Here is a 25373-nt window from a genome sequence, read left to right on the forward strand (position 1 = left end):
TTTCCGTTTGCTCAAAGACGAAGGGGAGGGCGCAGATTTAGCGATAAACGAGAATAATTATTATCTTGGCAGGATTTTGCGCAAGATAACCCCTGTGGGAGCGAGCTTGCTCGCGATAGCGGTGGATCAGGCGACATCAATGCTGACTGTGCCGCCGCCATCGCGAGCAAGCTCGCTCCCACAGGTTCCGTACCTTGAAGTGGATCCTTGAGCAGGTTTACTTCTGCACCACTTCCGGTGCAGTTGGTAACGCCTTGGGCTTGATCAGGCTGAAGTCGATCAGTGGCCGCTGTTGACGCTCATAAGGGTTGCCGATCATCAAGGGCCGGGGCTTGAAGCTGTCGCTGACCAGGCTCTTGCTGCGATCGAGTTCATCGAAGCTGAGCCCTGCGAGATCGGCCCAGGTATGAATCAGGTGCGAGCTGCTGTACGGCCGCCCCAGATCGCCGGCAAAGCTCCAGTCATGGGTTTCGCGCCATTTCGGCGAGGCCCAGGCCATGAACGGAATGGTGTACATCGGCGCCGTCGGCTTGCTTTCGTTGCGCCCCAGAGTGCCATGGCCAGGGGAATCGAATACATCTTCACCATGGTCGGAAAGGTACAGCAGGAACCCGTTCGGATCGGACTTGGCGTAGTCCTTGATCAGGCTCGAGACCACAAAGTCGTTGTACAGCACCGCATTGTCGTAGCTGTTATAGGTCGGCAATTGATCATCGCGCACGCCTGGCGGAACGCCCTGGCGGTCCTTGAACTTGTCGAAGGTCGATGGGTAACGGTATTGGTAGCTCATGTGCGTGCCGAGCAGATGCACGACGATCAGCTTGCGCGGCGCAGCGTCGGTCAGGGCCTTGTTGAACGGCTCGATCACATCGCCGTCGTACTGGGCGGCGTTCTGGTTGCGGTTGTTGTTCAGGTACACCTGCTCATCGGCCTGCTGGGAGAAGGTCGTCAACATGGTGTTGCGCTTGGTCATGGTCTGCTGGTTGGTGATCCAGAAGGTCTTGTAGCCCGCCTGTTTCATCATGCTCACCAGCGACGGGGTCGACAGGTACAGGTCCGGGTTGTCTTCGTCGGCGAAGGTCAGCACCTGTTGCAACGCTTCGATGGTGTAGGGGCGCGGGGTGATGACGTTATCGAAGACCGCCAGCTGATCCTTGAGCTTGTCCAGCTCCGGCGTGGTTTCCCGAGGGTAGCCGTACAGGCTCATGCGCTGACGGTTGGTGGATTCACCGATCACCAGCACCAGCGTTGACGGCTGATCGGCCGCCGAGTCCTTGAGGTTGTGCAGCGGCGGGATCTTGCTCGCGCTGGTGAGCATGTCCTGCATGCCGGCCAGGGTGTCGAGGTAGCGGTGATAGGCCACGGCCATCTGCCAGGGCACGGCAGGCTCGATGCGGGTCTCGAATTTCTCGAAACCGTCGGCAAAATTTCCGGTGCGCAGGGTCTGTTTGACCAGCGGGTAACCGATCACGGCCACCAGAATGGCGGTTGCAGCGACCAGTGCCTGCCCCCGGGGCAGGTACACCGGACGCAAACGCGTCCACAGGAACCAGGCGAACAGTGTGTGGGCGAGGAAGGCCGCCACCATCCACCAGGCGAAGTACTGGGTCATGTACTCGCCCACTTCAGAGATGTTCGACTCGAACATGATGAAGATGACGCTTTGGGAGAATTCCTGCTGGTAGATGAAGAAGTAGCCCAGGCTCGCCATGGAGCAGGCCCACAGCACCACGCCGATCAGCGCGGCCAATACCCGGGTCTGTTTAGGGAACAGCAGCATCGGCGCCAGCCAGATGGCGCTCATGATAAAGGCCTGGCGGAACCCGGTGAAACCGGAAGTGCCCGTCAGCTGGATCAGTAGCTGGGTAATACCGGAAAAATACCAGAAGAACAGAAACAGCCAGAGTAAACCTGCCCAATCGAAACCTTTCGCAGACGTGGTGCTGCGTTTAAACAAAGCCATTCATCGCTCCAACCTGAAATCACTGCCTTCGCCGAGACGTGAATATCACCGACGAACGGAGGGCGCGCGGATACCGAGCGGCCACAATGAGCCGGAGTATCAACAGACATGTGTGAAAAAATTGTGATTGCTGCACAGTCAGGGCGGCATGGCCGGGGCGTATTGGAAGCAGCAGAAGGCTGCTTCCGATTCAAGCGGAGGGATCAGGCGTGGGGAGCACGCTGTGTGACGGGCCAGGACTGAGCCTGAGCATCTTGTGTCAGCAGTCGCAGTTGCGCGACTTCCTGCCTCAACTGGTCGCGTTCGTCTTTCAACTGGCGCAATTCATCGCGACGGATCGTGACGTAAAGGGTTTGTGCTGGCCGTGCTGCTAGTAATGTGCCCATTGCTCACCTCGCAAATGGCTGATTCAACTGTAAATCCGCTCCGACGTCGGATGCTGACTTACTATCGGCGCCGATTTTGATTTCTTTTGCCCAAGAATGGAACTTTTTTATTTTTCATGGTCGCTGTGTCTTCGGCACGATTTCTGACGTTATCAGTCTGGATCGGGCACAATGCCCGGAAACTTCGTCCCGCCGCTCTGGACTAACCCACATTAGTCGCGTTGGGCTATAACCTTTGACACACTTTATTTGTAGTAGGGAGCATCAGCACATGCAACTCGGGATTATCGGACTGGGCCGCATGGGCGGCAATATTGCACGGCGCCTGATGCTCAACGGGCACACCACCGTTGTTCACGACCGCAATACCGCCTTCGTCGAAAACCTGAGCGAAGAGGGCGCCACCGGCGTTGCCGACCTGCCAGCCCTGGTTGCCGGCCTGGCCAAGCCACGGGCGGTCTGGGTCATGTTGCCGGCCGGCGCACCGACCGAAGACACCATCGACACCCTGAGCACGTTGCTCGAAGCCGGCGACACCATCATCGACGGCGGCAACACTTTTTATAAGGACGACATCCGCCGGGCGAAAACCCTGGCGGAAAAAGGCCTGCACTATATCGACGTCGGCACTTCGGGCGGCGTCTGGGGCCTGGAGCGTGGTTACTGCATGATGATCGGCGGCGATGCCGAGACCGTCAAACGTCTCGACCCGCTGTTCGAAAGCCTGGCACCGGGCCTGGGCGACATTCCGCGGACCAAGGACCGCAAGTCCGATGACGATCGCGCCGAACGGGGTTATATCCACGCCGGTCCGGCCGGTTCTGGCCATTTCGTGAAGATGATCCACAACGGCATCGAGTACGGCATGATGCAGGCCTTCGCCGAAGGCTTCGACATCCTCAAGACCAAAGCCAGCACCAACCTGCCGGAAGACCAGCGTTTTGACCTGAACGTCGCCGACATCGCCGAAGTCTGGCGGCGTGGCAGCGTGGTCTCGTCCTGGCTGCTCGACCTGACCGCCGACGCACTGGCCAGCGATCCGAAACTCGATGGGTATTCCGGCTCGGTGGCCGACAGCGGTGAAGGTCGCTGGACCATCGAAGCCGCCATGGAGCAATCGGTGCCCGTACCGGTGTTGTCGAACTCGCTGTTCTCCCGCTACCGTTCGCGCGGGCAAGGCACCTTTGGCGACAAGATTCTCTCGGCCCAGCGCTTCGGCTTCGGCGGCCATGTGGAGACTGCGAAGAAATGACCCGTCTGATCCGCAATAAATCCAAGGCAGAACCCGCACCACCGACCACGCTGTTCCTGTTCGGTGCCCATGGTGACCTGGTCAAGCGTCTGCTGATGCCGGCGCTGTACAACCTGAGTCGCGACGGTCTGCTTGGGGATGGACTGCGGATCATCGGCGTTGACCACAACGCCATCAGCGATGAGGCCTTCGCGAAAAAACTCGAAGACTTCATTCGCGCCGAAGTGACCTCCAAGGTCGGCAAAGGCGATCAAGCCCTTGATCCGGTCTTGTGGGCCAAACTGGCAAAAGGCATCAGCTACGTCCAGGGCGACTTTCTGGATGACAGCACTTATCAAGCGTTGGCGGCGAAAATTGCCGACAGCGGCACGGGCAACGCGGTGTTCTACCTGGCCACCGCGCCGCGTTTTTTCAGTGAAGTGGTGCGCCGTCTTGGCGCTGCCGGTTTGCTGCAAGAGACGCCTGAAGCCTTCAGAAGGGTGGTGATCGAAAAACCGTTCGGCTCCGATCTGCCGACCGCCGAAGCCTTGAACGCTTGCCTGCTCAAGGTGATGACGGAAAACCAGATCTACCGGATCGATCACTATCTGGGCAAGGAAACTGTACAGAACATTCTGATCAGCCGGTTCTCCAACAGCCTGTTCGAAGCGTTCTGGAACAATCATTACATCGACCACGTGCAGATCACCGCCGCGGAGACCGTCGGCGTGGAAACCCGTGGCAGTTTTTACGAGCACACCGGCGCCCTGCGGGACATGGTGCCCAATCACCTGTTCCAGTTATTGGCGATGGTGGCCATGGAGCCGCCGGCAGCCTTTGGTGCCGATGCGGTTCGCGGCGAGAAAGCCAAGGTGGTTGGAGCGATTCGCCCCTGGTCGGTCGAGGAGGCGCGGGCCAACTCGGTCCGCGGTCAATACGCGCCCGGTGCAATCGACGGCAAGCCGTTGCCGGGGTATCGCCAGGAAAACAACGTGGCGCCCGACAGCAATACCGAAACCTACGTGGCACTCAAGGTCATGATCGACAACTGGCGCTGGGTCGGCGTGCCGTTCTACCTGCGCACCGGCAAGCGCATGAGCGTGCGCGACACCGAGATCGTCATCTGTTTCAAGCCGGCGCCTTACGCGCAGTTCCGCGATACCGAGGTCGATGAGCTGCAGCCGACCTATCTGCGGATCCAGATCCAGCCGAACGAAGGCATGTGGTTCGACCTGCTGGCCAAACGGCCCGGCCCTGCTCTGAAGATGGCCAATATCGAACTGGGGTTTGCCTACAAGGACTTCTTCGAAATGCAGCCGTCCACCGGCTATGAGACCCTGATCTACGATTGCCTGACGGGCGATCAGACGCTGTTCCAGCGCGCCGACAACATCGAGAATGGCTGGCGCGCCGTGCAGCCGTTCCTCGACGCCTGGCAGCAGGACGCGAGCGTGCAGAACTACGCGGCCGGTGAAGACGGGCCGCAGGCCGCAGAAGACCTGCTGACCCGCGACGGTCGCGTCTGGCACGGCCTCGGATGAGCGAGCCGACGCAAGCCCCCATCCGTTTTCTGCTCAGTGACATGGACGGCACCTTGCTGCTGCCCGACCACAGTCTCAGCCGGCGCACGATCGAAGCGGTGCGTTCGTTGCGCGAGGCGGGCGTGCTGTTCAGCCTGGCCACCGGCCGTCCGCCCAAAGCCATGCTGCAGCAGATCGAAGCCCTGGGCGTCGATCTGCCGACGGCGGCGTTCAATGGCGGTACGATCGTCAACCCCGACGGCAGCATCCTGGTCGCGCATTACTTGCCGGCTACAGCCGCGCTGACCACCTTGACGCTGTTTGCCGATCTGCCGGAGATCGAAGTCTGGGTGTTCAGCGGCGGCGACTGGCTGGTGAAAGACCCGGCCGGGCCGATGGTGCCGCGCGAGCAGCATGGCCTGGGGTATCCGCCGGTGGTGGTGGAGAGTTTCGAGCCGTATCTGGAGCAGATCGATAAAATTGTCGCCGCCAGTAACAACACTGAGCTGTTGATCGAGCTGGAAGCGCAATTACTGCCCAAGGTTGAGGGGCAGGCTCAGGTCTCGCGTTCACAACCGGTGTACCTGGACGTGACCGCCATGCAAGCCAACAAGGGGGAGGCGCTGGCGACATTGGCCGAGTTTCTTGGTGTGCCGCTGGAGCAGACGGCAGCCCTGGGCGACGGCGGCAATGACCCGGCGATGTTTCATCGCGCCGGGCTGTCGATCGCCATGGGACAGGCGGAAGAGGCGGTGCAGCGCCAGGCGGATGTGGTCACGGGGACCAATACCGAAGACGGTGCGGCGCAAGCGATCGCACAGTACATTCTGAAACGCTGAGCCCCTGTAGGAGCTGGCTTGCCAGCGAAAGCGGTCTCCCAGCCAACATATCTATTGAATGTGCCGCCGCCTTCGCCAGCAAGCCGGCTCCTACACGGGATCGGCGTCGTTCACCGATTCCGTGTGCACAGAAGACCCCCTGTAGGAGCAGCCTGCGGCAGCTCTACAGGGACGGCGGTGTTACAGCCAGAAACTCACGGCGTACCACCCCAACACACCCATCACCACCGTATACGGCAACGCCATCCACACCATCCGCCCATACGACAGGCGAATCAACGGTGCAATCGCCGACGTCAGCAGAAACAGAAACGCCGCCTGGCCATTAGGCGTGGCCACGCTCGGCAGGTTGGTGCCCGTGTTGATCGCAATCGCCAATGTCTCGAAATGTTCGCGGCTCATGTGGCCGGAGAGGAAGGCCTGTTTCACTTCGGTGATGTAAATGGTCGCGACGAACACGTTGTCGCTGATGGCCGACAGCAAGCCGTTGGCAATGAACAGCATGCCCGGCTGTTGCTCCGCCGGCAGCGCCAGCACCCACTGGATCAGCGGCGTGAACAGTTGCTGATCGTGAATCACCGCCACCACCGCAAAGAACACCACCAGCAGCGCCGTGAACGGCATGGCATCCTTGAACGCGTTGCCGATACGGTGCTCGTCGGTGATGCCGGTGAACGAGGTGATCAGCACGATCACCATCAGCCCGATCAGGCCGACCTCGGCGATGTGAAACGCCAGCCCCGCGATCAGGATCAGCGCCGCCAGCCCCTGCACCATCAGGGCGGCCCGTTGGCGTGCGGTGCGTGCGGCGTTGTCTTCGGCGGCGTAGTTGGCCAGCACCGCACGCACGTTGTCCGGCAGGAGCGTGCCATAACCGAACCAGCGCAATTTCTCCAGCAACACGCAGGTCACCAGGCCCGCCACCAGTACCGGCAAGGAAACCGGGGCGATTTTCAGAAAAAACTCGGCGAAGTGCCACCCCATCTCATGGCCGATCAGCAGGTTCTGCGGCTCGCCGACCAAGGTGCAGACGCCGCCTAGCGCGGTACCCACGGCGCCGTGCATCAGCAGGCTGCGCAAAAAGGCGCGGAATTGATCGAGGTCAGCGTGGTGCAGTTTGGGCAAGTTCCGGTCGTTACTGATCGAGGTGTCCTGCCGCGGGTCATCGCCCGAGGCGACGCGGTGATACACCGAGTAAAACCCCACCGCCGCACTGATGATCACCGCCGTCACGGTCAGGGCGTCGAGAAACGCCGACAGAAATGCCGACAGGAAGCAGAACATCAGCGCGAGCATGGTTTTGGAGCGGACCCCGAGCAGCAGTCGCGAGAACAGGAACAACAACAGGTCTTTCATGAAGTAGATGCCGGCCACCATGAACATCAGCAGCAGGATCACCGGAAAGTTGTGCACCAGTTCGTCATAGAGTGCCTGGGGCGTGGTCATCTTCAACAGCAGGGCCTCAACCAGCAGCAGGCCACCGGGCATCAACGGATAACACTTGAGTGCCATGGCCAGGGTGAAGATGAATTCCAGTACCAGCAGCCAGCCCGCCGCCACCGGGCCGACCGTCCACAACACCAGGGCGTTGAGGATCAGGAAGCCGACAATGCTTGCCTTGTACCAGCGGGGGGAATGCCCGAGAAAATTGTGCGCGAACGCCTGGGCCATTGAACCGGACATTGGCTACTCCTTGTAAAAAGAAGCGCGCAAGTTGCCGTAAGTCCAAGGCAAGATCAAGTGTAGGAAAAATCCTTTGGGTTAACCCAGGTAACGTGCGACGACCGCCCGATAGTTGCCGTCCAGTGAAGAGCCCGCCACGACGATGCTTGCGTTCGCTTGCACGGCCAATGACGTGGCAATATCCAGGCTGCGACTCTGGCGGGTGCGCACCCAACCGGTACCATTGCCAAAGCGACAATCGAGCTGACCGTCGGGCATGTAGCGGGCCAGGATGAAGTCACCCTCGACGCCGCCCAGGGTTGCGCCTGCCGTCAGCACGCAGCCGTCCGGCAATGCCAGGGCGGCGCTCCACTGGCAGCCACTGTGGCCGATTTCCAGCAGTTGCGGATGGCCGCCGTTGCAATGGTTGTCGGGACGGCCGTTGCTGTGTACTTTCAGTGAAAGGCAGTGCATCGGGTCGCGGCTGCTGCCAAAACACTGCAAGTCGCCATTGTCGTGCTGGATGATCTGGCTGATCTGAACGCTACGCTCCTGTGCCTTGAAACTCATGAAGCCGTCCACGGCGAAACTATCGTCGAGCCGGCCATCGGTGTGATAGCGGGCCAACAGGCCTTCCTGGGGGAAGTTGATCGAGCCGCCCACCAGAATCCGGGCGTCTCGTTGGACCATCAGGCTGCTGATCCAGGTGTTCATCAGCAAATGCCTGACCATCACGAAGCCACGACCATTGAATGTGCCGTCGAGTGAACCGTCGGCATCGAGTCGTATCAGCATGCCGACATGATCGGCCAGTTCAAAGTGATGGTTGGCCAGCAGCAGGATGCGACCATCCTCCTGCACGCACACATCACAGGCTTCGGTGCCTGGCATGCCTGGGGGCAGCCAGCCGTCGCGCGCACCCATGGAAAGATTGCCCGGCAGACGCACCACGCAGCGACCATTGTCGCCAAAGCCTTGAGCCGGACGGCCTTGCTGATCAAACAGGGCGAGGGCAGGCAGTGTCCGGTGCGTATTCTCGTAATGCAGCCCGGCCAATAAAATGCGCCCATCGGCCAGGACATGGACTTTTCCACCCATCGCCTCGAAGCCGTGTTCGAACTGCCCGGTGACGCTGCCTTGATGGCCGAATACCAGATCGGCCGAGCCATCTTCCAACAGGCGAGCCAGGCCGAAGCGGCTACCGCCTGGCGTTCCGACCTTTGCCGCTACCAGCAATCTGCCCTGTGAATCGATTGCCACTCCGTTGGCCATGCTTGAGGTGCTGCCGGCGAAATACACTTGGGTCGTGCCGTTTCCGGCGAAGGATAAATCGAGTGCTCCGGCGTCGTTCAATGTGGGCGTCAAGCTGAAAGCGGTCTGGATTGCCATGCACGCAGCTCCTTGCGAGTCGTCCTGATCCAGAAGTTGGGTGGCGACTTTCATTAGGGAAATCATTCAAACCCTGAATGCCCCGATGCACAACAGTGATAACTAACAGGCGGAGGGTCGTTTTGTGCCAGAACAGTGTCTTTTCGAACCACTGGCAAGCCTGGCAATCAAACGGGTTCTTCGAAATAACCCAGCGTGAAGTGCAGATGGCCCTGCAACGCCAGCTGCCCATGATAGAGGAGGGTGCGGGTTACATGAAGTAACCCGCCCTTAATGCTTAGTGCGGCATTGACCAGGATTGCAGGGTGTAGCCTTCCTCGCTCAACTCGGCACGTGCCCGATTAAGCAGGCTTTCAAGTTGCGCGGGATCGGTATAGGCACTGCTTGGAATCTGCTGGCGACCGATGCGGGTGTTGGTACGGTCGATGACACTCAGGCTGAGTTCGCCATTACCGTCCTGTGGGGCCCAGGCCACGCATTGAAAGGGTTTGAATGCGCGGTCGGCGATCAAAAGAGCTTCGTTGATACGGAGCGGGGCGTTCATGGGATCGTCTCTCTGTATGCCCAATCAAGTGAAGTGCCGTCGGTTGGGCTTACCGTTCGGCTCGTTACTTGTACTGATGCCCGCAACCCGGGGGCGGGTCACATTCAATCCAACGTTATTTCAACTTTATTTCATTGGATCAAGGTTGGAGGAATTTTGAAAGCTGAGTGAAAGGTTGGAGTCGTTAGGTAACTAACAAAGCCGCTTCTTATAACTATTCACTTAACGGCCATATAGTCAAACGATACAAGGGACCGTCAAAATCTTGCTAATGTTACAGTCAAGATCGCCAAATGACTGTTTTTAATAATATTTCATATATTTGGCGCCAAGGAACAGTCATGAGCGAAGCGCCTGCCTTACGACGTCTATTAGTAGTGGACCCCTGCGATGACTGCCATCGGCTCTTGCCGGGTTTACGCTCTGTGGGATGGGATGTAGACAGCTGTACCCTGGAACACGCCGCTGACAAAACCTGCGATGTCGGCTTGCTGCGATTACAACCTTTTCACCTCGAACGACCGGACGCGGTCAAAGAACTTATCAGCCGCAGCGGCACCGAGTGGATCGCCGTACTCAACCAGGAAGTCCTGCGCCTGCAGAATGTCGGGGACTTCGTTTGCGAATGGTTTTTCGATTTCCATACCTTGCCGTTCGATGTGTCCCGGGTTCAAGTGACGCTGGGCCGGGCGTTCGGCATGGCGCGCCTGCGCGGCCAGGGCACGGTTCACATCGATCAGCCCGAGCATGAGCTGCTTGGTGACAGCAAGCCGATTCGTGAACTGCGCAAGCTGCTGAGCAAACTGGCACCCACCGAGTCGCCGGTATTGATTCGCGGTGAAAGCGGGACCGGTAAAGAGTTGGTCGCCCGCACGCTGCACCGCCAGTCCCAGCGCCACAGCAAACCCTTTGTCGCGATCAATTGCGGCGCGATTCCCGAACACCTGATCCAGTCCGAACTGTTTGGCCACGAGAAGGGTGCCTTTACGGGCGCCCATCAACGCAAGGTCGGGCGGATCGAAGCGGCCAACGGCGGGACGCTGTTTCTCGACGAAATCGGTGACCTGCCCCTGGAGCTGCAAGCCAACCTGCTGCGTTTCCTCCAGGAAAAACATATCGAGCGTGTCGGTGGCAGTCAGCCGATTCCAGTGGATGTGCGGGTATTGGCGGCGACCCACGTCGACCTTGAGGCCGCCATCGAGAAAAAACGCTTCCGCGAAGATTTGTACTACAGGCTGAACGTCCTGCAAGTCGTCACCGCACCCTTGCGCGAGCGTCACGGCGATCTGTCGATGCTGGCCAATCATTTTTCCCATTTCTACAGTCATGAAACCGGTCGCCGCCCTCGCAGTTTCAGTGAAGACGCGCTGATTGCCATGGGCAAGCATGACTGGCCGGGCAATGTCCGTGAGTTGGCCAACCGGGTTCGCCGCGGGCTGGTGCTGGCTGAAGGACGGCAGATCGAGGCGCGGGACCTGGGGCTGATCAGCCAGCATGCCATCGCCGCACCGATGGGCACCCTCGAAGACTACAAGACCCGCGCCGAGCGCCAGGCGTTGTGCGATGTATTGAACCGTCACAGTGACAATCTCAGCGTCGCGGCACGGGTATTGGGCGTGTCGCGGCCGACCTTTTACCGATTGCTGCACAAGCACCAGATCCGCTAGAAGCAGGATCAAAAGATCAAAAGATCAAAAGATCAAAAGATCAAAAGATCAAAGGATCAAAGGATCAAAGGATCAAAAGATCGCAGCCTGCGGCAGCTCCTACAGGATGAATGCAATCCAATGTAGGAGCTGCCGCAGGCTGCGATCTTTTGATCTACAACGGGTCAGAAGTAATACGGGAATTTCAGGCTGAAGGTAAAGTCCGGGGCATCGTCCGTCATGCCGATGGACAGGTTGGGGACGATGGTCAGGTTGTCGCTGGCCGCAATGGTCATGCCGACGTTGAAGTAACCGGCGTTGGCATCGCTGGAAACAACCGACTGCCAATCACCGCCATCTTCCCTGATCTTGCTTTTACGTTGCACCAGGTCAGACACCGAGAACGACATACTCATCTTTTCGTTCAACGCAAACGCAATACCGGCGCCGATCTGGAAGCTGTCGCCGATACGCACCTTGCCCGGGGTTTTCTGGTTGACGGTGGAACTGATGTCGTCAAAGGAATCCTCGAAGTTGTGGGTGTAGGAGAGGCTACCGAACAACACGGCCGGGTCGAAGGTCTTGACCAGCGAGATGCCAGGGGTGATCGACCAGACGCCGTTGCCGGTCGGCAGGGACTCTGGCACGAACAGATTGGTGTTGGCATTATCCTGAACCAGCTTGATCCCGAACGGTTCCTTGCCGGTCGGTGCCTTGACGCGCAAGGTGACCACTGCATCCGGAGTGTTGACCGACTCGTCGAGGAACTTGTAGGCAATACCGAAGTTGACGTCGCCAATGGTTGGATCGCGTTTGACGCTGCTTTCGGTGGTGACCCCTGCGGACCCCTCGTTACCGCCGCCTGACTGATAGGTCGATTCGCGGTAGATCACCGGCACGTTCAGGTCGAACTGCCAGCGGTTGTCGAAGTTGTAGCGGCCGGTGAGGTCAAGCGTCCAGGTGTCGGCCTTGATCCGGTCCAGGTTGATGTTGCCCAGAAAGATCGAGTCCAGTGCGAGGAAGCCATTGAGGATCAGTTGGCGCGTATCGTACCGGGAATAGGTCAACCCGGTTTCCAGGCTGAACTTGCCGCCGCCGAAGAACCCGCTGGCCTCGTCGTACAGGTTGGAAACACTCTGTGCCGGCTGCGAATCATCGGACAGCGATTGCCCGTAGGAACTGCCGCCGCCCCCGGCTGCGCCCCCTGACGCCGCCGCAGCACCGGTACCGGTCGCGACTTGTGAATTGCTTTTGAGGTCGGCTGGCGACTTGGCCAGACGCTTGGGTTGTGGTGTTGCCGGTTGATCTTCGACCTGACGGACCCGTTGCTCGAGGATCGCCAGTGCTTTTTGTTGTACTTCGTATCGTTGCTTCAGCTCCAGAAGCTCCTGTTTCAGAATCTCCACATCCGAGGCGGGTGCTGCTTGCAAGATCGCCGCGGGGAATAAAGTGCTCAAACATACAACTGCGCGCAGTGATACTGATCGATACATGAATAAGCCGTCCCTTAATGCCCAATGATCGAGACTCAGCGTAGTTCAATATCCCAGACTGCGTAGTGCGTTCAGTTGAGTCAGGTTGCAGTCCAGTGCACCTGCGCTCGGGCCATTATTGTTCAGCACTACATTAAGCTGAGTCAGGTTATTGACCACATTGCTGCTGCCCAGTAACCGCGTGTTCTGCAACAGGCCACCCTGGGCAACCTGCTGCAGGGACGTGCCCTGGTTGTTGTTGGCCTGAATGGCCATCTGGATGCCGCCGCCAGTGGCGGAAACAGCCACAGTGCCGGCCGCACTGCTACCGGTAATGGTTTGCCCGCTCATCAACACCTGGCCCAGGCTCGGGTTGTTGGCCGGGGCATGACTGGCCTCTTTGACGTCGATCGCGACATTGTTGTAGGCGGTGTTGCCATCGCCGGCGGCGCGCACGCTTTGGGTGATCCCTTGTGCGCTGTTCAAACCAGCGCCGCCAATGACGCTGCCGGTGCCTTGGCCGGGTGTACTGCCGTCACCGGACTGGCTAAAGGTTGAAACGTAGAATTCGGGTTTCAGGGTACCTGCCTGGATCTGCATCGAAGTGGCAGCCCCGATCAAATCACCACTGGCATTACGCCAAGTACTGCTCATGACCACACCGAAACTGATGATCCGTCCCGGCATGACGTAACGGCCACGCAGCTCGCCGAGCTCATGGTCGTTGATTTCGATCGGTTTGAATCCGTTGGCATGGCCTGAAGCACTCGCTGCCAGACAGGCAGCGGCCAGCCAGTATGAGGTTTTCATCTGCTGCTCCCGGAGCATCCCGCCCCAAAATCATCTTTGGGCGATTAAAAGAAGTCGCTCTGTATGAAACCAAAATCCATCAACTCGGCATCTTTGACCGGGTTGAAGTTATCCAGCTTGTTTTTGGCCGTCAGGGGTTCCGGTGGACTGCGTAGCACATTGGTCTTGTCGTAACCGGGACCTACGATAGCGAAGACAATGCCGTTCCAGCCTTTGACAAAGTCATCATGGGAGTAGCGTTTGTGACCGAGGACCGGGTCGCCGATATAGACCCATTCCTTGTCTGCCCGCTGCATCACCACGAAGTGCTTGTAGCCGCGAATTTCCATCAGTACCACCACCGGAATCGTCACTGCATCCAGCTTTTCAGTGGGGATCTTGTAGCCACGGGCGCGCATGCCGATGCTTTCTATGTAGCGCTTCATGTCCAGCATGGAAAAACCCTGGGTACGAACAAGGTCCTGGTCAGCATTGACCAGCATGCCTTTGATGATGTGCTCTTCATCGACGTCGAGCCAATAAGCCTGGCGCAGGACCGTCGCCAGTGCGGCGGCGCCGCAGCTGAAATCGGTTTTCTGTTCGACGATGTCGCTGAACTTGCGCTCACGCAAACTCTGTACCTCCTTGTAGACCAGCATACCGCCAGGCAGGGCGGCCACGGGCATCTGTGCGGCCTGAGTCAGGCCAGACAGGCAGAGCAGGGCGAAAAGGGCAGTCTTACGCATGATCGATACGCCTTTGCGGACTGTGGAAAAGCCCCGTTGCCGGGGCTTTTATTTCGATCGCGATTACAGGCAGACGTTGCAGCCGGCAGCGATGGACAGCGAGTTGCTTTGTTGGTTGCCTACACCCGATGCTACGTTGGCGCCGCCGTTGCCGGAGAAGCCGTTCATCGAGCCCGACATGGTGGCGGTGTTGGTCACAGGGGTTTTCCAGCCATCTGCGGTCAGTTTTTGTTCTGTGGTTACGCCAGCCAGGCCGAATACGCCGACAGCGACGAAATCAGACTTGGTGACATCGTCGTCATGACCGCCACGACCACCTTTGTTGCCATAACCATGGCCGCCACCGTGATGGTCATCCTCTTTGGACACGGCTTTGCCGGCTGCCACGAACGCACCCGCAGCGGCAAAGGTGCCTGTGAGCGTGTCTGTCTTGTACACCTGGGTGCCATAGTTGTTGACAACCAGCCCGGTGGAGCTTTGGTTGGCCGCTGCCGCCGCGGTTGCTACACGGCCGCCCGATACAGCGATGGCCAGGTTGTTTTTCTGTTGGTTGAAACTGCCGGAAGCCACGTTCATGCCGATGTTGCCGGAGCCGTTGTTGCCTGCGTTGTTGAGGGTCGAAGTATTGCCACTGGAGTAGTTGTTAGCATGGTTGCCAGTGTTGTATTGAGTCGCGGCTGAAACGGCGGTTGCGGAGCCGAAGATGAAGCTTTCGTCGGACGTGGCCAGTGCAGCGGCGTTGTCTTGCTGGTTACCGTCACCGGCTGCAACGTTGGCGCCCATGTTGCCGTTGGAACCATTGAGCGAGTTGTCGCCTTTAGCGTCGTTTTTGGTGCCTTGGTTCAGCCCGTTGTTGCCGGAGCTGTTCTGCACGTCCAGCACGGCTGCCTGGGCGCCGGAGCTAAGCGACAGAAGTGTGTCAAAGCTTGGGCCGCGATCGTGCCCGTTGTTGCCGTGGCCATTGCCGTGACCATTGCCATGACCGCGATCATCATCACGACCGCCTGCTTGTGCCGCGATTGCCATTACTGCTGCCAGTGCGAAAACCAGTGGTTTGAGAGCCATTGTAGGTTTCATGGTGTTTCTCCGTGCTTATTAGTTGGTTAAGTGTTTACTTTCTAATTGCACTGCGTTTGGGTCAGTCAGCGACCCGGATGCTCAGGGTGTTAGCCATGCGGTTCCCCACCCCGGCACTCTGGTTCACCTGAATCACTCCTCGGCTGCCGGTGAAGGCCTGGTCGCTGATAGCGACCTGGCGACTACCGATTGGAATGCCAGTTGCTCCCGAGTTTGGTTGCAACGCCACGTTCTGTTGAGAAAGGGCGCTATCGTCGACGCTTTGCGGTCCGGCACTGATGCTGATGCGCATTGCGTTGGCCATCTGGTTGTTGGCCCCGGCGCCCTGGTTGACGCCCAGTACACCGTTGCCATTGCTGAAAGAGGTGCCGCCGATGGTGGCCGTCGCGTTCATCGACGGATTGGCGGAGGTATTGATGTTCTGGTTGATGCGGGTGGTCGCGGCAGCTTCGGTGCCAATGGCGATCGCCCGTACGTTGGTCTGTTGCTGTTGGTCACCGGCGGCCTGGTTGACGTTGAAGTTGCCTGTGTACCGGGTGCCGGAGTCCTGGATTCTTGCGCTGTTCACCGTGCTGACGCTGGAGTCGGCCATGGCGCTGGTGCAGCCGAGCAGGGCGAGGAATATCAATGAGCGAGTCATGTCATTGGCCTCCAGCCAGTCTGCCCAGTGGGGCGAGGCCAGTACTCAAGGCACGGTTGATGGTTCCCGAGATCGCCCCACCACTGCCACCGCCGTGGCCTGCGGTCATGCCAGGCATGCCGTTGGGGTTGGTGATCACGTTGAGGCCTTGCATGCCTGAGCCATTCTGGGGAATGTTGTTGCTGATGGAGGAGCCGCTGGCGACGTTGGCGAAGTCGCCATCGCTGAGCTCGGCATTGCTGAGGCTGTGGGTGACTCGTTCAGAAGGATTGACGTTGACAGTCGTCGGATTGGGATCCTTGCCTCCGTTGCGGCCGATGTGCACCGGCTGAACGTCACGTTTAAGCACGATGACCCCATTGCCTTCAGCTTGAACATTGAAGCTGAGCATCGAGGTGGCGAATCCGACCAGCAGGAGGTGGGTTATTCCTTTGTTGAGAGTTCCCATGGCAACTATTCCTTCTTCTGCGAGCTGGACCTTGTCAGCGTTATGAAGGAGAGAGCGAAAGCTGTGCCGCTTTTTGATAGTCGTGGTAATTCAATAGCTTGCGAATTATGCCAACAGGGGGCGTGTTGGGCTTTGTTTCAAGTTTGAGACAGTGCAAAGTGCCTGTATCAGGCCAAAGCAGTTGCGATGCTCTAGATCAAGGGTTGACGGCGATGTGTTTCATTCTCCTTACAGCCGAGGTGTAAAGATTATGAAGCCGTTCAAATAGCCAGTTTGAGCTCGGAGGGGTGTTTCAAAAATGGACACTTCCCCCCCAAAACAGGGGAAAAACCGCGTCCGGAATCGCAAATCAATCAGGATTGGAGCAGGAGCTCAACGGCCTTCAGGGCCTGGTTGCGACGCGCTGCCCAATCGCCCTGCAGCACTTGAACCGGTTGTTGATGGCGCTCCAGCCAGGCGAGGGTCTGCTCGAAGAAGGCCCGGCGTTGTCTCAGTTCGGGTTGGCAACGCTGACCGTCATCCGTCCAGGCGACATCGTCGGGGGACAATAGCAGGTGCAAATCATATTGCCTGGTCAACAGCGCCTGTTCGACCCAGACCGGGCACTGGCCAAACAAGGTCTGGCTCCAGAGGATGTTGCTCAGCAAATGCGTGTCGAGCAGCAGCAACCGTGGCTGTCGGGCACGGGCCTCGTCCTCCCATTGCAGTTGTCCGCGGGCAATGGGCGTAATGTCGGCCAGGCAGGTGTCACGGGGGTTCTGCTCGATGAACCAGCGGACATATTCGTCCACCAGAACGCCGCCGAAATGCGCTTGCAGTTCGGCCGCGAGCCAGCTCTTGCCACTGGATTCGGGACCGGTGAGCACCAGGACTTTCATGTGCGCAATACCGGGTCCGCGCGCCATTCCCGCCAGCCTTGCACGGCTATCAGGGCAAACAGTGCGTAGAGGCCGGCGGTCAGGTACATCCCCTTGTAGACAAAAAGCCCGACGAAAATCACGTCCAGGGTGATCCACAGTGGCCAGCATTGCACGCGTTTCTGCGCCATCCAGACTTGCGCCACCAGGCTGAAACCGGTCAACGCCGCATCGAGCCAGGGTTGGGCGGCATCGGTCCAGTGCGCCATTGCCGCGCCAAGCAGCAGACTGCCGATCGCGCCGAGGGCAAGACTGACCGTTATCGATTGTCCATCTAGCTGACTGACTTGCCGCCCCTGACGGGTGTCGCCCGCACGCGTCCACTGCCACCAGCCATACAGCTGCAAGGCGGCATAGATCACTTGCAGCAGCATGTCCGAATACAGTTTCACTTCAAAAAAGATCCAGCTGTAGAGCAGCACCATGACCAGGCCGATCGGCCAGCACCAGGGGTTCTGTTTGACCGTCAACCAGACGGCAATGACACCGAGGGTGGCGGCAAACAGTTCAAGCCCGGACATGGAGGTTCCTTTGGGGAAGTCGAAGAGGGAGGCGATTGTAGCGGGTAGGCGCGGTTGGTGGGTTTGTTTGATTGTGTACATATTCGTTGCTGCGGTGGTTTCTTTGTTAGTGTACATATTCGTTGCTGTGGTGGTTTCTTTGTTGGTGTACATATCCGTTTCTGCGGTAATGGCTACTTAGGGTTTCGCCCTTACGGCGACTCACTTTTTTTTCAAACGCCAAAAAAAAGTAAGCAAAAAAAGGCTCGCCCCAAGCGTCCGGCCCCTCGCTAAGGCTCGGCGTTCCTTCGCTCCGGTATTCATCCGGGGACACTGCCCTCCGGTCTGCTTCGCGACGACCTACATGCAGCGTGTTCGACTGCGTCGAACGGCGCTGCGCGCCACTCCCCGGATGAACACCTCCACTCAGCCTCCCGAAGGGGCGGGTGGATCAAGATCAAGCGCTGCAGGCGAGCTAACGCTCGGCCTGATGAGTGGTGAGGAGCGTCGGTGCGCGCCGATCCATTGTAGGAGCTGGCTTGCCAGCGAAGGCGGCCTACCAGCCGACCTGATTCTGCGGATGTACTCAGACCCACTGTAGGAGCTGCCGAAGGCTGCGATCTTTTGATTTTGATTTTGATTTTGATCTTGATCTTGGCGGCCTGCCAGCCAACCAATCTCTCTCGGATATACGCTGCCCCCTGTAGGAGCTGCCGCAGGCTGCGATCTTTTGATCTTCAACATGATTGCGCGGTGCCTGATCCGCAGCAAAGATCAAAAGATCGCAGCCTGCGGCAGCTCCTACAGGGGACCGCGTGCGCTTGAAGGATAGGCCGGCCGGTAGGCTGCCTTGCCTTGCCTTGCCTTGCCTTGCCTTGCTTTGCTTTGCTTTTGCGGTGTGCGCCCCCTCGACAGGCCGAGTGGAGGTTCTGCGCAGTGGGCAACCCGAGCCACAGCGAGGCACCGAACGAAAGGGGCTACTTGGGGCTTTTCCAAGTGACTCGCCGTAAGGGCGAAACCCTAAGTCGCCGTTACCGCAGCAACGGATATGTACACCGCGGCAGCGTTTATCAGACTTGTCTGATAGGATTTCGGCCCCGCGCGGAAAAACCTGAGTCCAAGTTGATTTTTCACGGAATTTTTACGGTTTTGTGGGGGAATTACGCGCGCGGGACTTCATCTGCACTGGTCACAGTGGCGTTCTGAAAAATATTAACGGGGCATGCAGTGGCGCATCGCTTCTTGGGGGATTGATGGATCTTTGGACCGCCTTTCAGGCATTGATACTTGGCGTAGTAGAGGGACTGACGGAGTTTTTGCCCATTTCCAGTACCGGGCACCAGATCATCGTGGCCGACCTGCTCGACTTCGGGGGTGAGCGGGCCATGGCCTTCAACATCATCATCCAGCTCGGGGCGATCCTGGCGGTGGTGTGGGAGTTTCGCCGCAAGATTTTCGATGTGGTCGTCGGTCTGCCGACCCAGCCAGGCGCTCGACGTTTTACCGCGAACCTGCTGATCGCCTTTATGCCGGCCGTGGTATTGGGGGTGATTTTCGCCGACCTGATTCACCATTACCTGTTCAACCCGATCACCGTGGCCACGGCGTTGGTCGTGGGCGGTGTCGTCATGTTGTGGGCTGAACAGCGTCAGCATGAAGTGCATGCCCACACCGTCGACGAAATTACCTGGAAAGACGCCCTGAAAATTGGCTTTGCCCAGTGTCTGGCCATGATTCCGGGCACCTCGCGCTCCGGTTCGACGATCATTGGCGGTTTGCTGTTCGGCTTGTCCCGCAAGACCGCCACCGAGTTCTCGTTCTTCCTGGCCATGCCGACCATGGTCGGCGCGGCGGTGTATTCGGGCTACAAATACCGCGACCTGTTCGTGCCGGCTGATTTTCCGGTGTTCGCCATCGGCTTCGTCACTGCGTTCATCTTCGCGATGATTGCCGTGCGCGGCCTGCTCGTGTTCATCGGCAGTCACAGCTACGCGGCGTTCGCCTGGTATCGCATCGTGTTCGGCCTGGTCATCCTTGCCACCTGGCAGTTTGGTTGGGTTGACTGGACCGCCGTCAAGCCATGAATGACTCCAGCGCGCGCAACAACCCCGGACGCCGGTCCGGGGGCGAGATTCGCCATGCCCGGTTGAAACTGCTGGTGTTTGCGATCCTGTGCGCGCTGCCGCTGTCGGGTTCGATGACGATGTGGCTGGGGGGCATTTCGCGGGTGCCCCTGGCGGTTTATGGCATCGTCAGCGTGCTGGCGTTCCTGCTGTACTGGAGCGACAAGCGCAAGGCCCGGCTCGATCGCTGGCGCATACCGGAGAACGTGTTGCATGCGGTGGAACTCGCCGGCGGCTGGCCTGGCGCCTTGCTGGCCCAGCAGGTGTTTCGGCACAAGACGCGCAAGCTTTCGTTTCAGGTACTGTTCTGGGTGATCGTGCTGCTGCACCAGGTGTTCTGGATCGATCAGTTGTTCCTTGGCGCCCATCTTTTCGCACTGCTTTAAATTCGCGCAGCGTTAAAGTACCAGGCCGACCTGGGTGCGCCGAGGCAACTTGCGCACCACCAGTTGATGGGAACGTCGCAACAAATCTTGCAGCTCTTCGGCACCGAGCGGGTAGGGTGTTGCCATGATGATCCACTGCGCCCGCGCCAGATAAGGTGCCGGGTGAATGCCCGGACGGTCGCAATGACCGAGAAACAGATCCTTGTCGACCTTGAACGCCAGGGATGCGCCCCGCAGGTTCTGCAAGGCGAACATCTTGTTCCCGGCAATCGAAAACACCCGCACGCCACCCCACTTGTAGTCTTCCCGCGCGCCGGGCAGCGCCAGGCAGAACTGCGCGACATCCTCTTCGCTCATGCGTGCGGCCTTCATAGCAATCGTTCCCCACAGGCGTTGAATGATTCGATCAAATGGTCGATCCAGGCGCGCACCGCCGGCATCACCCCGCGCCGATGAGGGTAGACCGCTTGCAGCCAGCCGCCAGGCAATGACCAGTCAGGCAGCAACTGCACCAGTGAACCGTCTGCCAGCGCTTGCTCGCAATACATCATCGGCAACAGGGTAAACCCCTGGCCCGCCAGGGTGCAGGCCTTGCGCACGATGAAATCATCGATACCCAATCGCGCTTCGAGGGTCAAGTCAACGCTATTGCCCTGTTGATCGAGCATGCGGATGTGCACCATGCGATCGGCTTCCAGCGCGCCGAGCACTGGCAGTTTTTTCAGGTCTTCGGGGTGGTTGATCTCATGTCCGTGCAGGAAGGCGGGGCTGGCGACCATCGCCATTTGCGCCTGACGCAGGCGTCGGGTGACCAGCAACGGGTCTTCGTCGCCCAACTCCCGCACGCGCAGGGCGACGTCGACGCCCTCGGTCACCAGGTCGACCCGTCGATTGAGCAACATGACTTCCAGTTGAACCAGTGGAAACTTCGCCAGGAAATCGCTGATCACGGTCGGTAGAATTTCGTGAGCCAACCCCACCGGACAGGACACCCGCAAACGCCCGCGAGGTTCGCTGGACATGCTGGCCACTGCCTCATCGGCCATCTCGGCTTCCAGCAGCATTGCCTGACAGTGCCGCAGGTAACGCTCGCCCACGGCCGTCAGCTTGAGTTGGCGGGTGGTGCGTTGCAGCAGGCGAGCGCCCAGGCGTTCTTCCAGCTCGGCGATCCGTCGCGACAGGCGCGACTTGGGTATCCCGAGCAAACGCCCGGCTGCCGCGAAGCCACCGGCTTCAACCACCTTGGCAAAATAGTAGAGATCATTGAGGTCTTGCATACGGGTCACTCGATTGTTCTATCAGTGGGACGAACTATCGCATTGTTGCCATCTAATCAGCTATTGGTTTCGCCTGTAGGATTGTCTCCATCAGATCGCCATGAGCGGTCCTCACTTGGAGATCCCCACATGAAATTGCTGCATATCGATTCGAGCATTCTTGGCGACAACTCGGCTTCCCGTCAGCTGAGCAGCGAAGTCGTCAAGGCCTGGCAAACCGCCGAGCTGAGCGCCGTGGTGACTTACCGTGACCTGGCTGCCGACGCCATCAGCCATTTCTCCGCCGCCACCCTAGTGGCTGCCGGCACCACGGCTGAACTGCGCAATGCCGCGCAACAGCACGAAGCCGAGCTGAGCGCCCAGGCGCTGGCTGAATTTCTCGCCGCCGATGCCGTGGTGATCGCCGCCCCGATGTACAACTTCACCATCCCGACTCAGCTCAAGGCCTGGATCGACCGCATCGCCGTTGCCGGTCAGACCTTCCGCTACACCGAAGCCGGCCCTGAAGGCCTTTGCGGTAACAAGAAAGTCGTGATTGTCTCGACATCTGGCGGTCTGCACGCCGGTCAGGTCACTGGCGTTGCCCATGAAGAGTATTTGAAAGTCATGTTCGGCTTCCTCGGTATCACCGATATCGAGTTCGTCCGCGCCCACGGCCTGGCTTACGGTGATGAAGTGCGCACCAAGGCCATGAGCGATGCCCAAACGCACATCAGCGAGCAATTGTTCGTCGCCGCGTAAGGCTTGCGTAAAGACGTCAAACAGCTCGGGCAACAACCAAAAAACTCTGTATTCTGATCACGCAAGTGCCAGAGGCGGAGTTTTTTGTTTCTGGTTGTTGCTAGTTCTGGCCCGGGTTATGCAATCAAGGGTTATCGTCTCCGGTCAAGTAACAAGGTGGGGCATCCCATGGTGCGTCTTTGTGCAAGCTTGCTGATATGTCTGCTCGGCAGCCTGAATTCAGTGCACGCCGCACCTGCGCCGCATCCGCACTGGAGCGTCGGCTTTCATGAGATGAGCTTTCTCGATCCGCTGGACCTGCAGCCGATGCGCGCCATCGCCTTCTATCCTTCCAGCGACAAGGAACACACCAGCCTACTCGAGGGCTATGCCGTCGAAGCCGGCGAAGACACCCGCGTCGCCATGGGTCGTTTCCCGATGCTGATGCTGTCCCATGGCAACACCGGAACCCCCCTGGCCCTGCACGATCTCGCCACCTCACTGGCGCGCAAGGGGTTCGTCGTGGTGGCGGTGATCCATCCCGGCGACAACTCCAGGGACCACAGCCGCCTGGGTACCTTGAGCAATCTGTATGGCCGGCCGATCCAGATTTCCCAGGCAATCACTGCGACCCTGGGCGATCGCATGCTTGCGCCCTTCGTCAACGCCAACCAGGTCGGCGTGATCGGCTATTCGGCAGGTGGGGAAACCGCATTGATCCTCTCGGGTGCGACGCCTGACCTGGACCGCCTGCGCCGCTATTGCCAGGAGCGTCCGGATGATCGCGATGCCTGCAACACCCAAGGCGAATTGATCGTTGATCGTGATGACCTGCAGCCGGTGGCTGACCCACGGGTCCATGCCTTGTTGCTGATGGCGCCGCTGAGCCTGAAGTTCGGTCGCCATACCCTGGCCGACGTGCACGTGCCGGTACTGCTTTACAGCGGCGACGGCGACAAACTGGTGGCATTCGACAAGAACGCCGCAGCGCTGGCGCGTAAACTGCCGATCGCGCCGGACTTCAAATTACTGGCCGGGGCCGGGCACTTCGTGTTCATGGCGCCTTGTACCGAAGAACAACTGGCGGCGATGCCTGCCTTGTGCACTGACGCTGACGGCGTCGATCGCAAGGACATCCACCGCACCATGACCTCTGAAGCCAGCCGGTTCTTTTCCCATGCGCTGGGCAATTCAGGCAGGGCAGGGATGCAAACTGCCGATCAATAAAGGGTGATCGACAGTTTTTGTTATCGGTTACTTGTTAGCCAACGCAGTTTCAATGTTTGAACCCTACTGTACAGTCTGAGCGATCAGGCCTGTATCGGCTTGGTCGCTTTTATTCCAGTTGAGCGTTACACCGTGCAGTTTGAGTGGGTTGTCCGGTCGCTGAACGTTGTTACTCGCGGGTTCAACGCTGAAAGGGCAGCACGGACTACCAATGTCGCCCGGGCCACCGATGTCCCAACATACACCGTTATGGCAGATTTGTTGCTGAGCCGAGTTTTCCGCATGTGCAGTGGAGTAAAAGGTAAATGCCAGCGGGGCCAGTAGGATTAAAGGCAATATGCGCATTTTCAATGATCCTTGTTGTCGATTTCCGTAAGTGCAACGCAAGTCATTTTGTCGAAATCAGTCATTAAAACAAGGATGGCACTTTGCATTAATCGAGTAGAAATGTTGCATGTTGCTGGTATTTGAAGTTGCTTCGTTATTTTGTAACTTGCCTGTTCCCGCGGGCTTTTAACTTGTTGCACGTGCGGCTCGTCGGGACAGCAGCAACGTCAGGCCAAGTCCGCTCACCGACAACAGCGCTGCGCTGAAGAAAATCCATGAGTACCCCAGGTTCAAGGCGATTGCGCCCATCAACGGCCCGGCAATCGCCAGCGCCAGATCGAAAAACACCGCGTAGGCACTCAACCCCGCGCCGCGACTGGAATTGGGTACCTGCTTGATCGCCTCCACACCCAAGGCCGGGTAGACCAGCGACAAGCCGAAGCCGGTCAGACCTGCGCCGATCAACGCATAAGTGGTCGAGGGCGCAAGCCACAGCAGCCCCAGGCCCAAGGTTTCAACACTCATGCAGGCAATGGCTGAGGCGAATCCGCCGAAGCGGCTGATGCTGGAGATGAACAACAGCCGCGCCAGAATGAAACAGACGCCGAACACCGTCAGGCAGTAGGCCGCGCCAGTCCAGCCGCGGCTGACGTAATACAAGGTGATAAAAGTAGTCAGGGTACCGTAGCCGATGGAGGCCAGGCTCAGGCTCGCGCCAAACGGCGCAATGCGCCCGAACACCGCCCAGAATGGCAGGCGCTCGCCGCGAATCACCGGCACCGAGGGTTTGTTGCGGATCAGCTGCAATGCCGCCAGCGCCAGCAGTGACAGGACAATCCCCAGGCTTTCAAAGCCGTACTCGGCGACCATCACCACCCCAAGCGGTGCGCCAATGGCGATGGCGCCGTAGGACGCAATCCCGTTCCAGGAAATCGAGCGCGCGGTATGTTCGGCACCGACCTGGCCCATGCACCAACTGATGGTGCCGACGCCAATCAAGCCTTGGGCGATCCCCAACAGCAGGCGGCCGGCGATCAGGATCAACAGACTCAACAACGGAAAGCTTTGCAGCAAAGTCGACAACAGCGTCAGCACACCGCTCAGCACGATCCCCGACAAGCCGTACACAATCGCCCGCTTGGTGCCGATACTGTCCGACATGCGCCCGGCCATGGGGCGGCTGAGCAGAGTGGCCAGGTACTGGCAGCCGATGGTCAGCCCCGCGATGATCGCGCTGAAACCCAGCTGTTCGTGGACGTACCCCGGTATCACCGCAATCGGCAGGCCGATGCACAGGAACGCAATGAAGGTATAGAGGACGATAGAGACGATCTGCAGGGTGATCGCCATGGAGCTTTGCGGGGGCACTTGCTGCACAGACATGAGGGCTCGTTCGCGGGCGGCGGTAGGAGAATTGCATCATGGCTTGGGTGGGGAATAAAAGGAAGCAGGCTAACTATATTCGTTGCACTTGAGGGCCTCTTCGCGGGCAAGCCTCGCTCCTACAGGATTTGTATCGTTCACCCATTACTCGAACGCCGCAA

At 58.9% G+C, this 25373-nt stretch carries 24 protein-coding genes; 8 read left to right on the forward strand and 16 right to left on the reverse strand.

Annotated features, from left to right (window positions below):
• Positions 1 to 217: 217 nt before the first annotated feature.
• Together ACA062_RS14660 and ACA062_RS14665 are read right to left on the reverse strand one after the other, a co-directional pair.
• Positions 218 to 1963 carry a phosphoethanolamine transferase CptA gene (locus ACA062_RS14660; protein ID WP_497457026.1) on the reverse strand — a complete coding sequence of 582 codons (1746 nt, stop codon included), beginning with the start codon at positions 1961 to 1963 and terminating at the stop codon, positions 218 to 220.
• Between the two features lie 203 nt (positions 1964 to 2166).
• Positions 2167 to 2349: a DUF6026 family protein gene (locus ACA062_RS14665; protein WP_128869788.1), complete on the reverse strand. Its 183-nt coding sequence runs from the start codon at positions 2347 to 2349 to the stop codon at positions 2167 to 2169.
• A 271-nt stretch (positions 2350 to 2620) separates the two neighbouring features.
• Between ACA062_RS14665 and gnd the strand changes: the two genes are divergently transcribed.
• The 3 genes from gnd to ACA062_RS14680 are packed head-to-tail and all read left to right on the forward strand — an operon-like array spanning position 2621 to position 5939.
• Positions 2621 to 3601, forward strand: a complete 981-nt coding sequence (gnd, locus tag ACA062_RS14670) for a phosphogluconate dehydrogenase (NAD(+)-dependent, decarboxylating) (RefSeq protein WP_497457027.1) — start codon at positions 2621 to 2623, stop codon at positions 3599 to 3601.
• Positions 3598 to 5121 carry a glucose-6-phosphate dehydrogenase gene (gene zwf / locus ACA062_RS14675; RefSeq protein ID WP_497457028.1) on the forward strand — a complete coding sequence of 508 codons (1524 nt, stop codon included), beginning with the start codon at positions 3598 to 3600 and terminating at the stop codon, positions 5119 to 5121. The genes gnd and zwf overlap by 4 nt, the downstream gene beginning before the upstream one ends.
• Positions 5118 to 5939: an HAD family hydrolase gene (locus ACA062_RS14680; RefSeq protein WP_497457029.1), complete on the forward strand. Its 822-nt coding sequence runs from the start codon at positions 5118 to 5120 to the stop codon at positions 5937 to 5939. The genes zwf and ACA062_RS14680 overlap by 4 nt, the downstream gene beginning before the upstream one ends.
• Positions 5940 to 6119: 180 nt before the next feature.
• Here ACA062_RS14680 and nhaB read toward each other — a convergent pair whose 3' ends face one another.
• The 3 genes from nhaB to ACA062_RS14695 form a co-directional block, all read right to left on the reverse strand.
• Complete coding sequence (nhaB, locus tag ACA062_RS14685) at positions 6120 to 7622, reverse strand: sodium/proton antiporter NhaB (protein ID WP_497457030.1); 1503 nt, start codon at positions 7620 to 7622, stop codon at positions 6120 to 6122.
• A 78-nt stretch (positions 7623 to 7700) separates the two neighbouring features.
• Positions 7701 to 8990 carry an NHL repeat-containing protein gene (locus ACA062_RS14690; protein WP_497457031.1) on the reverse strand — a complete coding sequence of 430 codons (1290 nt, stop codon included), beginning with the start codon at positions 8988 to 8990 and terminating at the stop codon, positions 7701 to 7703.
• A gap of 277 nt (positions 8991 to 9267) precedes the next feature.
• Positions 9268 to 9534, reverse strand: a complete 267-nt coding sequence (locus ACA062_RS14695; protein ID WP_497457032.1) for a hypothetical protein — start codon at positions 9532 to 9534, stop codon at positions 9268 to 9270.
• 341 nt (positions 9535 to 9875) lie between these two features.
• On the opposite strand from ACA062_RS14695, the gene ACA062_RS14700 reads away from it, so the two are divergent.
• Positions 9876 to 11201 (forward strand): sigma-54 dependent transcriptional regulator, encoded by a 1326-nt coding sequence (locus ACA062_RS14700; RefSeq protein ID WP_497457033.1) that lies wholly within the window; start codon positions 9876 to 9878, stop codon positions 11199 to 11201.
• Positions 11202 to 11365: 164 nt separating this feature from the next.
• Here ACA062_RS14700 and fapF read toward each other — a convergent pair whose 3' ends face one another.
• The 8 genes from fapF to pnuC all read right to left on the reverse strand — a co-directional run bounded on the left by fapF (position 11366) and on the right by pnuC (position 17790).
• A complete protein-coding gene (gene fapF / locus ACA062_RS14705; protein ID WP_497457034.1) occupies positions 11366 to 12673 on the reverse strand; it encodes a fibril amyloid transporter FapF in 1308 nt (435 codons plus the stop codon).
• Between the two features lie 45 nt (positions 12674 to 12718).
• Positions 12719 to 13462 (reverse strand): fibril amyloid subunit FapE, encoded by a 744-nt coding sequence (fapE, locus tag ACA062_RS14710; RefSeq protein WP_497457035.1) that lies wholly within the window; start codon positions 13460 to 13462, stop codon positions 12719 to 12721.
• Positions 13463 to 13506: 44 nt separating this feature from the next.
• Entirely contained in the window at positions 13507 to 14187 is a 681-nt protein-coding gene (gene fapD / locus ACA062_RS14715) for a fibril amyloid maturation endopeptidase FapD (protein WP_138966222.1), read from the reverse strand.
• Between the two features lie 63 nt (positions 14188 to 14250).
• Positions 14251 to 15264, reverse strand: a complete 1014-nt coding sequence (gene fapC / locus ACA062_RS14720; RefSeq protein ID WP_497457036.1) for an amyloid-like fimbrin subunit FapC — start codon at positions 15262 to 15264, stop codon at positions 14251 to 14253.
• 61 nt (positions 15265 to 15325) lie between these two features.
• On the reverse strand, positions 15326 to 15904 hold the full coding sequence (gene fapB / locus ACA062_RS14725) for a fibril amyloid subunit FapB (RefSeq protein WP_497457037.1): 579 nt from the start codon (positions 15902 to 15904) through the stop codon (positions 15326 to 15328).
• 1 nt (position 15905) lies between these two features.
• Entirely contained in the window at positions 15906 to 16352 is a 447-nt protein-coding gene (gene fapA / locus ACA062_RS14730; protein ID WP_497457038.1) for a functional amyloid chaperone FapA, read from the reverse strand.
• A 353-nt stretch (positions 16353 to 16705) separates the two neighbouring features.
• Positions 16706 to 17230, reverse strand: a complete 525-nt coding sequence (locus ACA062_RS14735; RefSeq protein WP_497457039.1) for an AAA family ATPase — start codon at positions 17228 to 17230, stop codon at positions 16706 to 16708.
• A complete protein-coding gene (gene pnuC, locus ACA062_RS14740; RefSeq protein ID WP_497457040.1) occupies positions 17227 to 17790 on the reverse strand; it encodes a nicotinamide riboside transporter PnuC in 564 nt (187 codons plus the stop codon). The genes ACA062_RS14735 and pnuC overlap by 4 nt, the downstream gene beginning before the upstream one ends.
• Positions 17791 to 19022: 1232 nt before the next feature.
• Between pnuC and ACA062_RS14745 the strand changes: the two genes are divergently transcribed.
• Positions 19023 to 19853, forward strand: coding sequence for an undecaprenyl-diphosphate phosphatase (locus ACA062_RS14745; RefSeq protein ID WP_497457041.1), 831 nt, complete (start codon positions 19023 to 19025; stop codon positions 19851 to 19853).
• Positions 19850 to 20278 (forward strand): DUF1294 domain-containing protein, encoded by a 429-nt coding sequence (locus tag ACA062_RS14750; RefSeq protein ID WP_497457042.1) that lies wholly within the window; start codon positions 19850 to 19852, stop codon positions 20276 to 20278. The genes ACA062_RS14745 and ACA062_RS14750 overlap by 4 nt, the downstream gene beginning before the upstream one ends.
• A 12-nt stretch (positions 20279 to 20290) precedes the next feature.
• Here the strand turns inward: ACA062_RS14750 and ACA062_RS14755 are convergent, their stop codons facing one another.
• Complete coding sequence (locus ACA062_RS14755; RefSeq protein WP_497457043.1) at positions 20291 to 20650, reverse strand: MmcQ/YjbR family DNA-binding protein; 360 nt, start codon at positions 20648 to 20650, stop codon at positions 20291 to 20293.
• The gene (locus ACA062_RS14760) at positions 20647 to 21555 is read right to left on the reverse strand and encodes a LysR substrate-binding domain-containing protein (protein WP_128873519.1); all 909 of its coding nucleotides are present in this window, start codon (positions 21553 to 21555) and stop codon (positions 20647 to 20649) included. The genes ACA062_RS14755 and ACA062_RS14760 overlap by 4 nt, the downstream gene beginning before the upstream one ends.
• Before the next feature lie 129 nt (positions 21556 to 21684).
• Here ACA062_RS14760 and ACA062_RS14765 point away from each other — a divergent pair, with 129 nt between their 5' ends.
• Entirely contained in the window at positions 21685 to 22296 is a 612-nt protein-coding gene (locus ACA062_RS14765; RefSeq protein WP_497457044.1) for an FMN-dependent NADH-azoreductase, read from the forward strand.
• Positions 22297 to 22464: 168 nt separating this feature from the next.
• On the forward strand, positions 22465 to 23502 hold the full coding sequence (locus ACA062_RS14770) for an alpha/beta hydrolase family protein (protein ID WP_497457045.1): 1038 nt from the start codon (positions 22465 to 22467) through the stop codon (positions 23500 to 23502).
• Between the two features lie 513 nt (positions 23503 to 24015).
• Here ACA062_RS14770 and ACA062_RS14775 read toward each other — a convergent pair.
• On the reverse strand, positions 24016 to 25212 hold the full coding sequence (locus ACA062_RS14775; RefSeq protein WP_497457046.1) for an MFS transporter: 1197 nt from the start codon (positions 25210 to 25212) through the stop codon (positions 24016 to 24018).
• Between the last annotated feature and the right edge of the window lie 161 nt (positions 25213 to 25373).

The sequence above is a fragment of the Pseudomonas sp. LBUM1679 genome (assembly GCF_059695565.1).

Excerpts from the sequence above, each read along its gene's own strand:
- fapC (WP_497457036.1), bottom strand. The coding sequence starts at position 15,264 with ATGAAACCTACAATGGCTCTCAAACCACTGGTTTTCGCACTGGCAGCA.
- ACA062_RS14700 (WP_497457033.1), top strand. The coding sequence starts at position 9,876 with ATGAGCGAAGCGCCTGCCTTACGACGTCTATTAGTAGTGGACCCCTGC.
- ACA062_RS14665 (WP_128869788.1), bottom strand. The coding sequence starts at position 2,349 with ATGGGCACATTACTAGCAGCACGGCCAGCACAAACCCTTTACGTCACG.
- ACA062_RS14745 (WP_497457041.1), top strand. The coding sequence starts at position 19,023 with ATGGATCTTTGGACCGCCTTTCAGGCATTGATACTTGGCGTAGTAGAG.
- fapE (WP_497457035.1), bottom strand. The coding sequence starts at position 13,462 with ATGAAAACCTCATACTGGCTGGCCGCTGCCTGTCTGGCAGCGAGTGCT.
- gnd (WP_497457027.1), top strand. The coding sequence starts at position 2,621 with ATGCAACTCGGGATTATCGGACTGGGCCGCATGGGCGGCAATATTGCA.
- ACA062_RS14695 (WP_497457032.1), bottom strand. The coding sequence starts at position 9,534 with ATGAACGCCCCGCTCCGTATCAACGAAGCTCTTTTGATCGCCGACCGC.
- pnuC (WP_497457040.1), bottom strand. The coding sequence starts at position 17,790 with ATGTCCGGGCTTGAACTGTTTGCCGCCACCCTCGGTGTCATTGCCGTC.
- nhaB (WP_497457030.1), bottom strand. The coding sequence starts at position 7,622 with ATGTCCGGTTCAATGGCCCAGGCGTTCGCGCACAATTTTCTCGGGCAT.
- ACA062_RS14775 (WP_497457046.1), bottom strand. The coding sequence starts at position 25,212 with ATGTCTGTGCAGCAAGTGCCCCCGCAAAGCTCCATGGCGATCACCCTG.
- ACA062_RS14770 (WP_497457045.1), top strand. The coding sequence starts at position 22,465 with ATGGTGCGTCTTTGTGCAAGCTTGCTGATATGTCTGCTCGGCAGCCTG.
- fapB (WP_497457037.1), bottom strand. The coding sequence starts at position 15,904 with ATGACTCGCTCATTGATATTCCTCGCCCTGCTCGGCTGCACCAGCGCC.
- ACA062_RS14750 (WP_497457042.1), top strand. The coding sequence starts at position 19,850 with ATGAATGACTCCAGCGCGCGCAACAACCCCGGACGCCGGTCCGGGGGC.
- ACA062_RS14690 (WP_497457031.1), bottom strand. The coding sequence starts at position 8,990 with ATGGCAATCCAGACCGCTTTCAGCTTGACGCCCACATTGAACGACGCC.
- zwf (WP_497457028.1), top strand. The coding sequence starts at position 3,598 with ATGACCCGTCTGATCCGCAATAAATCCAAGGCAGAACCCGCACCACCG.
- fapA (WP_497457038.1), bottom strand. The coding sequence starts at position 16,352 with ATGGGAACTCTCAACAAAGGAATAACCCACCTCCTGCTGGTCGGATTC.
- fapD (WP_138966222.1), bottom strand. The coding sequence starts at position 14,187 with ATGCGTAAGACTGCCCTTTTCGCCCTGCTCTGCCTGTCTGGCCTGACT.
- ACA062_RS14755 (WP_497457043.1), bottom strand. The coding sequence starts at position 20,650 with ATGAAGGCCGCACGCATGAGCGAAGAGGATGTCGCGCAGTTCTGCCTG.
- ACA062_RS14680 (WP_497457029.1), top strand. The coding sequence starts at position 5,118 with ATGAGCGAGCCGACGCAAGCCCCCATCCGTTTTCTGCTCAGTGACATG.
- ACA062_RS14760 (WP_128873519.1), bottom strand. The coding sequence starts at position 21,555 with ATGCAAGACCTCAATGATCTCTACTATTTTGCCAAGGTGGTTGAAGCC.
- ACA062_RS14735 (WP_497457039.1), bottom strand. The coding sequence starts at position 17,230 with ATGAAAGTCCTGGTGCTCACCGGTCCCGAATCCAGTGGCAAGAGCTGG.
- ACA062_RS14660 (WP_497457026.1), bottom strand. The coding sequence starts at position 1,963 with ATGGCTTTGTTTAAACGCAGCACCACGTCTGCGAAAGGTTTCGATTGG.
- ACA062_RS14765 (WP_497457044.1), top strand. The coding sequence starts at position 21,685 with ATGAAATTGCTGCATATCGATTCGAGCATTCTTGGCGACAACTCGGCT.
- fapF (WP_497457034.1), bottom strand. The coding sequence starts at position 12,673 with ATGTATCGATCAGTATCACTGCGCGCAGTTGTATGTTTGAGCACTTTA.